Genomic DNA, 12,650 nt, shown 5'->3' on the forward strand with positions numbered 1-12,650 from the left:
CAGTGCCGCACAGCGCACCCATGACGGATTGCTGGCGGTGCTGCGGTTCGTCCGCGCCCACGGCGAAGCCAGCGGTACCGGCGGCGGCCGGTTGTCGTCGCAGCTGGTCATCACGGTCACCGACCGGGAACTGCGCGAGCATGCCGGGGTGGCGCTGACCGCGACGGGAACGCGGATTCCGGTCGCCGATCTCGTGCAGATGGCTGCCGGGGCGACGCCGCATCTGGCGGTGTTCTCCCAGGCGACCGGTCAGCCGCTGTACCTGGGGCGGGGCCGCAGGTTGGCGTCGAGGGCGCAGCGGTTGATGTTGTTCGCGCGGGATCGCGGATGCACCGCGCCGGGGTGTTCGGCACCGTTCTCGCGGACGCAGGCCCATCATTTCCCGGATTGGCAGGACGGCGGCCCGACCGACGTCGATCACCTCGGCGCCGCATGCGGCCGTCACAATCGCAGCGTCGGCAAACGACTCGGCGACTGGGAGACGATGATCCTGATCGACGGCCCACACGCCGGACGCGTCGCCTGGCGGCCGGTCGGCGAACGGCCCGGGCAGCGATGGCGGATCAACCAGATCCACCACGCCGAACTCCTCCCCGACCAGGGACCGCACGCACCGCCCGCACTCGACGCGTCCCGGGCCGAAGCCCACCTGGACGCGCTGCTCGCCGCCTGACCCCGACCCTCACCGGCCGGGACACCGGCATGTCCGAATTCGATCAACGGCCGGTTCGGCGCGCACTCGGCGTCGCCGCTGCGGCAACGGCGCCTCGGTCGACGCTACTTCGCCTCGTCGTCCTTCGGCTGCTGCGGTGCCTCCTCGGCCCCGACCGCCTTGCGCGCCGCGTCCTGTGCCTTGTCGACGTGCGAGGCGTACTTGTTGCCGGTCGCCTTGTCGATCATGTCGCCGCCCTTCTCGATGAGATCCGGGTTCGACTTCAGTGCGGCCTTGGCCTTGTCAACGAGTCCTTTGAGATCCATGAACGCGATCGTACTGTGGATTCGGCGACGTGCACGATCAGTGACTTCAGACCTGCACGCGCTGCTCGCCGAGCCGCGTCCGACGGTCCAGATAGCCGTTGAGCACCCGAGTGGAGATCTCGACGGCCACGATGCCCACCGCCGCGCAGACGCCCGCGATCGCCATCATGTGGCCGTTCGACGAGTCCAGGTGGAACAGCCGCTGGCTGAACGGGACCGTGAAGATCAGCACGTACATGCCGACGGACACCGCGAGCAGCACGATCTTCCACCAGTTGTACGGCCGCGCGACCACCACCAGCACGTAGACGGCGATCGCGATCATCGTGGCGAGTGCGGCCGTGGCCGCCTGCGTCTGCACCGCGCCGACCGTCTGGGTGGCATTGGCGACGGCCGCGATGCCGTCGCTGGGCCGGGTGGTGGCGTTCGCGACATAGCCGCCGAGAGCCGCCGAGTAGTCACGATTGACCAGCAGGAAGCAGACGAAGGTCGACAGCCCGACGATGATGCCGTTGGGCACCGCCTGGGTGAGCACCCGGCGCACGAAGCCGGGCTTGGCACGCTCGTTGTTGGGCGCGAGCGACAGCACGAACGCGGGCACGCCGATGGTGAACCACGCGGAGATCGTGACGTGGATCGGCTGGAACGGGTAGCTGATCGACGCCCAGCCCAAGCCCTTGGCGAGCAGCCCGGCGCAGCCGATCAGGAGGGCCAGCAGGACTGCGTAGACGGTCTTGGTGAGGAACAGGTTCGAGACCCGCTCAATGTTGCCGATGACGCGACGGCCTTCGCCGACCACGTACGGCAGGGTGGCGAACTTGTTGTCCAGCAAGACGATCTGCGCCACCGACCGCGCGGCGGACGAACCGGAGCCCATCGCGACGCCGATGTCGGCGTCCTTGAGCGCGAGCACGTCGTTGACGCCGTCGCCGGTCATCGCGACGGTGTGTTCCTTCGACTGCAGCGCCTTGACCATCGCGCGCTTCTGATCCGGCCGCACCCGGCCGAACGCGTCGGCGTCGGCGATCACGCCGGCCAGCGCCTCATCGTCGGTCGGCAATTGCCGCGCGTCGACGGCGGTGTCCGGTGAGCCGAGTCCGAGTGACTCCCCCACCGCGCCGACCGACCGCGCGTTGTCGCCAGAGATGATCTTGACCGCGACGTTCTGTGATTCGAAGTACTCGATGGTGTCGCGGGCATCGGGCCGGACCCGCTGTTCGAGCACGACCAGCGCAGTGGGCACCAGGGTTCCGGGGACCGCGGTCGGGCCGGCCGGTTCGGTGTCGACCGGGACGTCGGTGGTCGCCACCAGCAGGATGCGCAGACCGGTGGAGCCGAGGTCGGACGCGAGCCGAGCGGTGTCGGAGTCCGGGTCGAGCAGGACGTCCGGCGCACCGATGAGCCAGTTGCCCTCGGAAACGCCGGCGCCGTCGACGAACGACATCCCGGAGAACTTGTTGGCCGAGCTGAACGGCAGCACCGCCGACGTCGACCAGTCTGGAGCCTCGTCGAACGCCTCCTGGACGGCCTGGATGCTCGCGTTCGGGCGAGGGTCGTGCGCGGCGATCGCGGCCAGCGCCGCTTCGACCTGCGCCTGCGCCACGGCGTCGTCGACGATCCGCACCTCGGACAGTCGCATGCCGTTCTCGGTGAGCGTTCCGGTCTTGTCGGTGCAAACGACGTCGACGCGCGCCAGACCCTCGATCGCGGGGAGTTCGTTGACCAGGCACTGCCGCTGGCCGAGTCGCACCACGCCGACCGCGAACGCGATCGACGTCATCAGCACCAGACCCTCGGGGACCATCGGGACCAGCGCGGCCACCATGCCGAGCAGTGCGGTCCGGATGCCGTTCTGACTGATGAACAGCTGGTTGACGATGGTCAGGATGCCCGCCGGGATCAGCAGCCAGGTGATCACGCGAAGGATCTGATCGATGCCGGACCGGAGTTCGGAGGAGACGAGGGTGAACTTGGAGGCCTCCGCCGCCAACTGGTTCGCGTAGGAGTCGGCGCCGACCTTCGTCGCCCGATACGCGCCCGACCCGGCGACCACGAAGCTGCCGGACATGATCTCGTCGCCGAGTCCCTTGTCGACCGCGTCGGCCTCACCGGTGAGCAGCGACTCGTCCATGTCGAGCGACTCGGACTCGATCGTCGCGCCGTCGACGATGACCTGATCGCCGGGGCCGAGTTCGATGATGTCGCCGAGCACGACCTCCGACGACGCGACCTCGGCGGCGACGCCGTCTCGGCGCACCATCGGACGCGCTTGGCCGACGATCGCGAGGCGGTCGAGGGTGCGCTTGGCGCGGACCTCCTGGATGATGCCGATACCACTGTTGGCGATGATCAGCAGGCCGAACAGTCCATTGATGAACGAGCCGGTGGAGGCGACGATCACGAACAGGACGCCGAGAATCGCGTTGATCCGCGTGAAGACGTTGGCCTTGACGATGTCGGCGACGCTGCGGCCCGACTTGTCCGCGGTGACGTTCGCCTGACCGGCGGCGGTGCGCTCGGCGACCTCGGCGGCGGTGAGACCGGGGTCGCGCCCGGTCGTCGTCGAGGTCGTCATGCGCATCGCTCCCACCAGGTCGGATCGAACATCGCCGTACCGGTACGGCTGTCGGGCGCGATGGTCGAGCCCGGACTCGGCACGCAGACGTCGACGCCGGTCCGCTGCGCCTCGACGGTGAGTCTGCGCACCGGATCCACCCACGAATGCCGTGCCAGGTTGAACGTACCCCAGTGAATCGGGACGAACAGCGCGCCGGGCTCGTCGCCGCTCAGCAGCCGGTGGACGGCGAGCGCCTCCTCCGGGTTGAGGTGGATGTCCGGCCAGGCGGGGTCGTAGGCGCCGACCGCGATGAGGCTGAGGTCGAAGGGCCCGAACGTGGTGCCCGTCTCGGCATAGGACTCGGTGTACCCGGTGTCCCCGGAGAAGAAGAACCGGTGATGCGGACCCACGACGGCCCAGCTCACCCACTGCGTCAGGTTGCGCGACAGTCCGCGCCCCGAGAAGTGCCGCGCGGGAACGGCGTGGAAACTGACCTCGGTGCCCCGCACCGACAGGTCGACCTGCTCGAACCAGTCGGCGTGCCGGATCCGATCCGCCTCGACGCCCCACGACCGCAGATGGGCTCCCACCCCGACCGGCACCACGAACACCGCGTCCGGCTGCGTCCGCGCGATGGTCACGACCGTCGCGGTGTCGAGGTGGTCGTAATGGTCGTGACTGATCAAGACGACGTCGACCGGCGGCAGCTGACCGGCGGTCACCGGGGCGCGGTGCATCCGCCGGGGCCCGATGATCTGCGACGGGGAACAGCGCTCGGACAGGACCGGGTCGGTGACGATCCGGACGCCGTCCAGATCGACCACCGTGCTCGCGTGACCGAGCCAGGTCGCCGACAGGCCCAGCGGCCCCGCGGTGAACTCCGGACGATGCACCGGGATCTCACCGCTCGGCTTTCCCGGCCGCCGCGCCATGTCGAGCATCGTCGACATGTCGGGGCCATTGACCTCGGGCGCCCGCTCGCGATTGGCGAAGACGCCCCCGCGAGCGAACGGCGATTCGGCGGTCAGTGGGGCGATGTGCTCCCGGCTCGCTCCCATCGCATTCAGCGGCGGCAAGATCCGTGCCGACTTCGCCAGCCTCGTCTGTACCGCCGAAGCACTTTCGGCGACCGTGTTTCCCAGTGTCCTCACGCTTGTCTAGCGTAATCGTTGTCGCGACCGTCGGATTCTCAAAGGAGTTGCCGCACCATGCCGCCCACTGACAACCCGTACGTCACCGACCCCGCCGAGTACTGGGGCGGAATCGACGACGCCGTCCGGCGCGCGGGGCTGGACTCCCCTGTTCTGGCCCTCGACCTCGGCGCCCTCGAGCACAACGTCGCCGATCTCCGGGCCCGCGCGGGCGGCGTGCCCATCCGCGTCGCGAGCAAATCGCTGCGCGTGCGATCGGTCATCGACGACATCCTGCAGCGCGACGGCTTCGCCGGCGTCCTCGCCTACGACGTCGCCGAGGCTCACTGGCTGGCGACCGAATCCGGCGTCACCGACGTGCTCCTCGGCTACCCGACCGTCAAGCGGGCCGCCCTCGCCGCGCTCCTCGCCGACTCGACGGCGTGCGAGCGTGTCACCCTGCTGATCGACGATCCGGCACAGCTCGACATCGTCGACGCGGTCGTCGCACCCGAACGCCGCCCCGTGGTGCGGATCGCGATCGACCTCGACGCCTCGTTGCGGGCGGTCGCGGGCCACGTTCACGTCGGTGTCCGCCGCTCGCCGGTGCATTCGGTGGAGCAGGCTCAGCGGCTCGCGCGAACCGTCGCCGCCCGGAAGGGCTTCCGTCTCGTCGGCGCGATGTCGTACGAGGCCCAGGTCGCCGGCGTCGGCAACGAGGTGGCGGGCAAGTTCCTGATGAACACCGCGGTCCAGACGATGCAGACGGTCTCGATGGTCGAGCTGCGCCATCGGCGCGGCAAGGCGATCGCCGCGCTGCGCGAGGTCGCCGATCTCGAGTTCGTCAACGCGGGCGGCACCGGCTCCCTGGAGGAGACCGCGAAGGACGGCGCGGTCACCGACATCGCGGCGGGCAGCGGATTCTTCGGCGGCCACCTGTTCGACACCTACAAGCACTTCCAGCCCGCACCCGCCCTGAGCTTCGGACTCGACGTCCTGCGTCGTCCCGACCACGAAATCGTGACGTGCGCGGGCGGCGGCTGGATCGCCTCCGGACCACCCGCGGCCGACCGGCTCCCGAAGCCCGTCTGGCCCTCCGGCCTGCAGTTCATCGGCACCGAGGCAGCCGGCGAGGTGCAGACTCCGCTGCGCGGAGCGGCTGCGGCGACGCTCGCGATCGGCGATAGGGTTTGGTTCCGGCACACCAAGTCCGGTGAAGTGTGCGAGAGGTCGGAGTCGGTCGCGCTCATCGAGCGCGGTGCCGACGGGCGAGCGGAGGTCGTGGACGTGGTCCCGACGTACCGTGGAGAAGGGAAGTGTTTCTTGTGAGCGAAGCGGCGACTGGCACGTGGAGCAACTGGGGCGGCACCGCGCGGTGCACGCCCACACGGTTGATCATGCCGCAGAGCGTCGACGAGCTGGCCGCGGCGGTCGCGGCCGCCGCCGAGCGCGGCGACACCGTGAAACCGGTCGGCTCCGGTCACAGCTTCTCCGAGATCGCCGTCGCCCCCGGCATCCAGATCGGCATGTCCGGGTTCCAGGGCGTCCGCGACGTCGACACCGCCCGCAAGCGCATCACGCTCGGCGCGGGCACGCACCTGCACCAGATCCCAGCGATCCTCGAGCCGCTCGGGCTGGCGATGGCCAATCTGGGTGACATCGACCGGCAGACCGTCTCCGGCGCCACGTCCACCGGCACGCACGGCACCGGCGGCGAGTTCGGCGGCATCTCGACGCAGATCCGCGGACTCACCCTGGTCGACGGCACCGGACGGGTCCGCACGATCGGCGAGAACGACCCCGACCTGAAGGCCGCCGCGCTCGGCCTCGGCGCTCTGGGCGTCCTCACGGACGTGACTCTCCAACTGGTCGACGCCTTCGCGATCGAGGCCGTCGAGTCGCCCGCCGACGCCGACGAGACCATTGACGGCTTCCTCGACCGCGTCGCCGCGATCGACCACTACGAGTTCTACTGGTTCCCGCACACCACGCGGACCCTGACCAAGACCAACACCCGGCTTCCCGCGGACACGCCCGCAAGCGGCCCCGGCAGGATCCGCCGCTACGTCGACGACGAACTGCTGTCGAACGGGATGTTCCGCATCCTGTGCACGCTGAGCGCCAAGCAGCCGCGTGTGGTTCCCGCAATCAACCAGCTGTCGGGGCGGGCACTGTCCGCGCGGACGTACACCGACCGGTCGGACAAGATCTTCATCTCCTCGCGCGACGTGCGCTTCCGCGAGATGGAGTACGCGATCCCGCTCGAGTCGGTGCCCGAGGCCCTGCGCGAGCTGCGCGCCACGATCAACCGCCGCAAGCACAAGGTCAGCTTCCCGATCGAGGTCCGTGCCGCGGCCGCCGACGACCTGATGCTGTCGACCGCCGGCGGCCGCAAGTCCGGCTACATCGCCGTGCACCGCTACCACCGCGACGACGCCCGCGACTCGCAAGCCTACTTCCAGGACGTCGAAGACATCATGACCGCGCACGGTGGTCGTCCGCACTGGGGCAAGATGCACACCCGCGACGCGGAGTACCTCCGCAGCGTGTACCCGCGCTTCGACGACTTCCTCGCCGTCCGGAACGAGTTCGACCCGAACCGCACCTTCACGAACCCGTACCTGCAGCAGACCCTGGGCGACTGAGATCGGAGCCGGCGACCTGCGCGTCCCCGTGAGGGCTGCTCGTGGACCATGTGTCCATCAGGTGCGGTGGCGGGGACGCGGAGGACGGCACGGTCCAGTCAGCGGCCGGTGAAGACCGGCGCGCGCTTCTCGGTGCGCGCGGCGCGGGCCTCCTGGACGTCGTCGCTCAGCCAAGCGGAGCGCATCGCGGCGACGCGCTCGTCGGGGGCGTCGTCGCGGGCGCCGTCGCCGGTGAGCACCAGCTTGTAGTGCCGCAGGGTCAGCGGGGCGTACCCGGCGATCTCGGCGGCCCACTGCTGCGCGACGTCCAGATCGCCGAAGCGGTTCGCGAACCCCAGGGTGAGCGCGCGGTCCGACGACAGCGGCTCGCAGCCGATCAGCATGCCGCGGGCCTGGCCGGCACCCACCAGGGACACCAGTCGGCGGATGGTCCACTCGTCGACGGCGACGCCGATCTTGGCGGCCGGGATTCCGGCGAACGCCTTGCCCGCCATGACGCGCAGGTCCGCCGCCATCGCCAGCTGCAGGCCGGCACCGAGAGCGGCGCCGTTGAGCGCCGCGATCACCGGCACCGGCGTGGACTCGATCTGCTCGATGAGCGCGACGAGCTGATCCAGAAAGGACTCCTGGTAGACCGGGCCGGACAGGTCGGCGCCCGCACTGAAGACCTTGCCCCGCCCCGTCAGGACGATCGCTCGCGCTCCCCCGTCGACGGCTGCGGTGAAGGCCTGCGAGAGGTCTCGCACCATGGCCTCGTCGAGAGCGTTGCGCTTCTCCTCGCGGGCCAGCTCGATGGTCGTGACGTTTCCGGTGGTGCTGCTCACAATCATGCGGGCATGCTATCGACCCGGGACCTTCGTCGCCCGTCGGGGGCCATTCCTTGACAATTCGTTGTGTTTTCACAACACTCTGTTTTGTGAGTCCGGTCAGGAGGGGGCCCAAGCTCCCGATCTACAACCGCATCTCGGTGCTCCGCGCCGAGCGCAAGATGTCCCGCGCCCAACTGGCCGATCTGGTCGACGTCAACGTCCAGTCGGTCGGCGCTCTGGAGCGGGGCGACAATTACCCGAGCCTGGATCTGGCGTTCCGGATCTGCGATGTGTTCGGCCTGCCGGTCGAGGCGGTCTTCAGCCGCACCGAGTTCACAGCGATGTCGACCGAGCTCTACGGGGGGAACGACGATGCATGACCCGAACTACGTATTTCCAGACTCCGCCGTCCCCGGATGGGTGTGGCGCTACAACAGATCGGCCGCACAGCGCCACGATCGGTTCGTCCGCAGCACCCGATCCTGGTTTCCCGGACTGCGCGATCGCCGCGGCAGGCGGCTGCTGTCGTCGATCCTGCTGGCGCTGCTCGCCGCCGTCGTGATCACGTCGGTGGTCTCGTTCTGGTACCCCGTCTGGTCGTCGGTCCCGTTCCTCGTCTTCCTGCTGACGTCGCTGGCGGCGGTCATGATGCTGCGGGTGGTGACCGAATCGATCGCGGGCGCTCCCGCCGACACGCTCGACGAGATCCAGCTGACGCAACGCAACGCCGCTCGCGCCCTGGCCTACAACCTACTGCTCCCGCCGATGCTGGTCGTGTACGCCATTCTGATCACACTGAGTCTCCGGGAGCAGGTCGACGGCACGCTGCTGATGTCGATCGCGTGGCTGCTGATCGCCTCCGTCTACTCCCTCTCCTGTGTGCCGGACGTCCTCATGTCCTGGTGGATGCAGGACCCCGAACCCGAGTACCCGAGCGACGAGAACTAGGAGACTCCACGTGCCACAAGCACTGAACGTCAACCGCCTCGCCAAGAACTACGGATCCGTCACCGCGCTGCGGGAGGTCACCTTCACGGTGCCGCCGGGCGAGATCTTCGGCTTCGTCGGCAGCAACGGCGCAGGCAAGTCCACCACCATGCGCATCGTGCTCGGGGTGCTCGCCGCCGACTCCGGCGACGTCCGTCTCGGCGACGCTCCGATCGGCTTCGCCGACCGCAAGCGCATCGGGTACATGCCGGAGGAACGCGGCCTGTACCCGAAGATGAAGGTCGGCGACCAGCTGGTCTACCTGGCGCGGCTGCACGGACTGTCGAAGTCCGACGCCACGACCGCCACCGAGAAGTGGACCCGACGACTCGGCATCCACGAGCGGATCGGCGACAACGTCAACGACCTCTCCCTCGGCAATCAGCAACGGGTGCAGCTCGCCGCCGCTCTCGTGCACGACCCCGATCTGCTCGTCCTCGACGAGCCCTTCTCCGGACTGGACCCGGTGGCCGTCGACGTGATGAGCGAGGTCCTGACCGACAAAGCCGCACAGGGCATCCCGGTCATCTTCTCCTCGCATCAGCTCGACCTGGTGGAGCGTCTGTGCGACACCGTCGGAGTGATCTCCGGCGGCGTGATGAAGGCCGTCGGCACCGTCGACGACCTCCGCGCCAGGGACGGACTGCGGCTGGAGGTGACCGGACCGGACTCCGCAGGAAGGTGGGCCGACGGACTGCCCGGCGTAACCGACGTGGAGTACCACGATCGGTCGGCCGTGCTCCACATCGATGAGGGCGCCGACGACCAGCGGATTCTCGCCGCCGCCCTCAGCGCGGGCCCCGTGCACCGATTCGCGACCACCGCGCCGACCCTGACCGAACTGTTCCGAGAGCTGGTGTGAATCCCATGAACTCGACTCTGAGCAACATCCTGCTCGTGGCCGGCCGCGAGATCACCACCCGCGCCCGCGAGCGGTCGTTCATCGTCAGCACCGGGATCATGCTGGCGGTCATCATCATCGGCGCCGTCGTCTGGTCGTCCCTGTCCGGCGGTGAGAGCGTGGAGAAGGTCGCCGTCGTGGGCGGCGACGTCAGCCTCTCCCAGGCGATCGAAGCCGGCGGTGATGCGGCCGGCCAACGGATCGACGCGGTCACGCTACCGGATCCCGCTGCGGCACGAGCTCGGGTCGCCGACGGTGACCTGTCCGCCGCGCTGGTGGTCGGACCCGACGGCCGGTACGCGGCCATCAGCAAGAACGGCATGGATCCGACCATCGAGGGCGTCCTGCGCGGTGTGGTCGCCCAGCACGACCTGGCGTCGGCGTTGAGCGCCCGCGGCGTCGACGCGGCGTCGCTGCCCCCGACCCGGTTCATCACCGAACGCACGCAGGAGGCGAAACCCGATCAGGCACAACGGATCACCGTCGCGCTCGTCGGCTCGATCCTGCTGATCATGGCGATCATGATGGGCGGCCTGATGGTGGCCGTCGGCGTCGTCGAGGAGAAGTCGTCGCGGATCGTCGAACTGTTGCTGTCGTCGGTGCGGCCGCTGCAACTGCTGTGGGGCAAGATTCTGGGCATCGGCGCCATCTCGCTGGGCCAAGTGGTCCTGATCGGCGCCACCGCGCTCATCGCGGGGAAGGCGACGGGGCTCCTCACCCTGACCGGAACGGCGACCGCCGTCTTCGCCGCGGTGATCGTCTGGTTCCTGCTCGGCTTCCTGTTCTTCGCCGCGCTGTACGCCGCGACCGGCGCCATGGTCAGTCGGCAGGAGGAACTCAACTCCAGCTCGGCGCCGTTGACGCTGCTGGTCATGGCAGCGCTCTACTCGGGCACGTTCGGCATCCAGGCGCTCGACTCGACACTGATCCAGACGCTGAGCTGGATCCCGCCGTTCAGCGCCGTCCTCATGCCGATCCGCATCGCGACCGGAGATACCGACGCCGCGCAGGTGATCGGCACCCTCGCCCTGATGATCGTCGCCTGCCTGGCCGCTGTCTGGATCGCCTCGCGGATCTACACGCTCTCGATCCTGCGAACCGGAAGCCGCATCAAGTGGGGCGAGGTCGCCGGAATGGTGACCGGCCGGAAGTAGCGCCGGGCAGCTCAGATCCGGACCACGCCGCGGCCGGTCGCTCCGCCGGCGAGGATCCGGTCCAGCGCCTGCGGGAGGTCGTCGAGCGAGATCTCGTAGACGAGGTCGTCCAGGTGCAGTGGTCGCAGGTCGGACTCGAGTCGTTTCCACAGCGCACGCCGCGTCGAGATGCTCGCCTGCACCGAATCGATGCCCGCGAGGGTCACGCCGCGCAGGATGAACGGCATCACCGTGGTGTCCAGCCCCGCACCGCCGGTCAATCCGCTGGCCGCCACGGTCCCGCCGTACGACGTCGTCGACAGCACGTAGGCGAGGGTACGACCGCCGACGCAGTCCACCGCGCACGACCACCGCTGCTTGTCGAGCGGGCGGATCCGCGCCTCCGGGTCCTCCGGCAGCCTGCCGATGACCGACGACGCCCCGAGTCCGGTGAGCAGTCCAGCGGCGTCCGGCTTCCCCGACGATGCGACGACGTCGAAGCCGAACTTCGACAGCAGGTCGACGCTGACCGAGCCGACGCCGCCGCTGGCACCGGTCACCAGAACCGGGCCGTCGGAGGGGCGGTAGCCGCCGTCGAGGATGGCCTGGACGCTCATCGCCGCGGTGAAGCCTGCGGTGCCGATGGCGGCCGCCTCCCTGGTCGACAACTCCTCGAGGCGCACCAGCTGGTCGCTGCGGACTCGGGCCCGTTCGGCGTAGCCGCCATGCTGGGCGGTACCGATGTCGTAGCCGTGCGCGACCACCGCGTCACCCGGCGCGAAGTCGTCCGACGACGACTCCTCGACGACGCCCGCGATATCGATGCCGGGAATGATCGGATAGTCCCGCACCACACCGCCGCGCGGCGTCACCGCGAGAGCGTCCTTGTAATTGACGCTGGAGTACTCGACGCGGATCGTCACGTCGCCTTGAGGAAGCGAACTGTCGTCCAGGCTCTCGCGGGCCAGGGCCACTGCTCCGTCACGCTCCCGGGCGACCATCGCGGTGAATGTCATCGAGCTTCTCCTTCGGTGGTGGATTCGTCCATGTTGCTGAGATCTGCACCGGGCCGGCCACTCGTCCACGAGACGGCGAAGGCCGCGTCGCTGAATGCGACGCGGCCTCTGCCTGGTGCCATGTATTCGCTGCGGTCAGACGCCGAGCAGGTCGATCACGAAGATCAGCGTCTTGCCCGACAGCCGGTGTCCGGCGCCGGCCGGACCGTAGGCGAGCTCCGGCGGCACGACGAGACGGCGACGACCGCCGACCTTCATGCCGGGGATGCCCTCCTGCCAGCCGGGGATCAGGGCGTCGAGCGGGAAGCGCGCGGACTGACCGCGGTCCCACGACGAGTCGAACTCTTCGCCGGAGTCGAACTCCACGCCGACGTAGTGCACGTCGACGGTGCCGCCGTGCTGAGCCTCGGCTCCCTCGCCGATCACCAGATCGGTGATCTCGAGCGACGTCGGGGCCGGGCCCTCCGGAAAATCGACTTCGGGCTTACTCATGG

At 69.1% G+C, this 12,650-nt stretch carries 13 protein-coding genes; 7 read left to right on the plus strand and 6 right to left on the minus strand.

Annotated features, from left to right (window positions below; genetic code table 11):
* Positions 1-673, plus strand: a 673-nt coding sequence (locus SCNU_RS14210; protein ID WP_009680083.1) for an HNH endonuclease signature motif containing protein, incomplete at its 5' end; no start/stop codon positions are given.
* A 104-nt stretch (positions 674-777) separates the two neighbouring features.
* Here SCNU_RS14210 and SCNU_RS14215 read toward each other — a convergent pair.
* From SCNU_RS14215 to SCNU_RS14225, 3 genes are read right to left on the minus strand one after another with little or no spacing between them, the layout of a single operon-like run.
* A complete protein-coding gene (locus SCNU_RS14215) occupies positions 778-978 on the minus strand; it encodes an antitoxin (protein ID WP_009680084.1) in 201 nt (66 codons plus the stop codon).
* A 46-nt stretch (positions 979-1,024) separates the two neighbouring features.
* Positions 1,025-3,553 carry an HAD-IC family P-type ATPase gene (locus SCNU_RS14220; protein ID WP_040518528.1) on the minus strand — a complete coding sequence of 843 codons (2,529 nt, stop codon included), beginning with the start codon at positions 3,551-3,553 and terminating at the stop codon, positions 1,025-1,027.
* Positions 3,550-4,593: an MBL fold metallo-hydrolase gene (locus SCNU_RS14225; RefSeq protein ID WP_009680086.1), complete on the minus strand. Its 1,044-nt coding sequence runs from the start codon at positions 4,591-4,593 to the stop codon at positions 3,550-3,552. The genes SCNU_RS14220 and SCNU_RS14225 overlap by 4 nt, the downstream gene beginning before the upstream one ends.
* Positions 4,594-4,743: 150 nt before the next feature.
* On the opposite strand from SCNU_RS14225, the gene SCNU_RS14230 reads away from it, so the two are divergent.
* Together SCNU_RS14230 and SCNU_RS14235 are read left to right on the plus strand one after the other, a co-directional pair.
* Entirely contained in the window at positions 4,744-5,994 is a 1,251-nt protein-coding gene (locus tag SCNU_RS14230; protein WP_009680087.1) for an alanine racemase, read from the plus strand.
* On the plus strand, positions 5,991-7,310 hold the full coding sequence (locus tag SCNU_RS14235; RefSeq protein WP_040518504.1) for a D-arabinono-1,4-lactone oxidase: 1,320 nt from the start codon (positions 5,991-5,993) through the stop codon (positions 7,308-7,310). The genes SCNU_RS14230 and SCNU_RS14235 overlap by 4 nt, the downstream gene beginning before the upstream one ends.
* 98 nt (positions 7,311-7,408) lie before the next feature.
* On the opposite strand, the gene SCNU_RS14240 is transcribed toward SCNU_RS14235, so the two are convergent.
* Positions 7,409-8,140, minus strand: coding sequence for an enoyl-CoA hydratase (locus tag SCNU_RS14240; protein WP_009680089.1), 732 nt, complete (start codon positions 8,138-8,140; stop codon positions 7,409-7,411).
* 86 nt (positions 8,141-8,226) lie between these two features.
* On the opposite strand from SCNU_RS14240, the gene SCNU_RS14245 reads away from it, so the two are divergent.
* The 4 genes from SCNU_RS14245 to SCNU_RS14260 are packed head-to-tail and all read left to right on the plus strand — an operon-like array spanning position 8,227 to position 11,161.
* Positions 8,227-8,499, plus strand: a complete 273-nt coding sequence (locus SCNU_RS14245; RefSeq protein WP_009680090.1) for a helix-turn-helix transcriptional regulator — start codon at positions 8,227-8,229, stop codon at positions 8,497-8,499.
* Complete coding sequence (locus tag SCNU_RS14250; protein WP_009680091.1) at positions 8,492-9,067, plus strand: hypothetical protein; 576 nt, start codon at positions 8,492-8,494, stop codon at positions 9,065-9,067. Before SCNU_RS14245 ends, SCNU_RS14250 begins: the two co-directional genes overlap by 8 nt.
* 10 nt (positions 9,068-9,077) lie before the next feature.
* The gene (locus tag SCNU_RS14255) at positions 9,078-9,968 is read left to right on the plus strand and encodes an ABC transporter ATP-binding protein (RefSeq protein WP_009680092.1); all 891 of its coding nucleotides are present in this window, start codon (positions 9,078-9,080) and stop codon (positions 9,966-9,968) included.
* Between the two features lie 5 nt (positions 9,969-9,973).
* Positions 9,974-11,161: an ABC transporter permease gene (locus SCNU_RS14260; protein WP_040518529.1), complete on the plus strand. Its 1,188-nt coding sequence runs from the start codon at positions 9,974-9,976 to the stop codon at positions 11,159-11,161.
* Positions 11,162-11,172: 11 nt separating this feature from the next.
* On the opposite strand, the gene SCNU_RS14265 is transcribed toward SCNU_RS14260, so the two are convergent.
* On the minus strand, positions 11,173-12,156 hold the full coding sequence (locus SCNU_RS14265) for an oxidoreductase (protein WP_009680094.1): 984 nt from the start codon (positions 12,154-12,156) through the stop codon (positions 11,173-11,175).
* 135 nt (positions 12,157-12,291) lie between these two features.
* A complete protein-coding gene (locus SCNU_RS14270; RefSeq protein WP_009680095.1) occupies positions 12,292-12,648 on the minus strand; it encodes an FKBP-type peptidyl-prolyl cis-trans isomerase in 357 nt (118 codons plus the stop codon).
* Positions 12,649-12,650 lie beyond the last annotated feature (2 nt).

This window comes from Gordonia neofelifaecis NRRL B-59395 (assembly GCF_000192435.1).
In the GTDB taxonomy this organism is placed as follows: Bacteria; Actinomycetota; Actinomycetes; order Mycobacteriales; family Mycobacteriaceae; genus Gordonia; species Gordonia neofelifaecis.

Bases quoted from the DNA above. Each gene is read 5' to 3' on its own strand.
- SCNU_RS14215 (WP_009680084.1), bottom strand. From the start codon at position 978: ATGGATCTCAAAGGACTCGTTGACAAGGCCAAGGCCGCACTGAAGTCG.
- SCNU_RS14270 (WP_009680095.1), bottom strand. From the start codon at position 12,648: ATGAGTAAGCCCGAAGTCGATTTTCCGGAGGGCCCGGCCCCGACGTCG.
- SCNU_RS14225 (WP_009680086.1), bottom strand. From the start codon at position 4,593: ATGGGAGCGAGCCGGGAGCACATCGCCCCACTGACCGCCGAATCGCCG.
- SCNU_RS14240 (WP_009680089.1), bottom strand. From the start codon at position 8,140: ATGATTGTGAGCAGCACCACCGGAAACGTCACGACCATCGAGCTGGCC.
- SCNU_RS14260 (WP_040518529.1), top strand. From the start codon at position 9,974: ATGAACTCGACTCTGAGCAACATCCTGCTCGTGGCCGGCCGCGAGATC.
- SCNU_RS14265 (WP_009680094.1), bottom strand. From the start codon at position 12,156: ATGACATTCACCGCGATGGTCGCCCGGGAGCGTGACGGAGCAGTGGCC.
- SCNU_RS14250 (WP_009680091.1), top strand. From the start codon at position 8,492: ATGCATGACCCGAACTACGTATTTCCAGACTCCGCCGTCCCCGGATGG.
- SCNU_RS14220 (WP_040518528.1), bottom strand. From the start codon at position 3,553: ATGACGACCTCGACGACGACCGGGCGCGACCCCGGTCTCACCGCCGCC.
- SCNU_RS14230 (WP_009680087.1), top strand. From the start codon at position 4,744: ATGCCGCCCACTGACAACCCGTACGTCACCGACCCCGCCGAGTACTGG.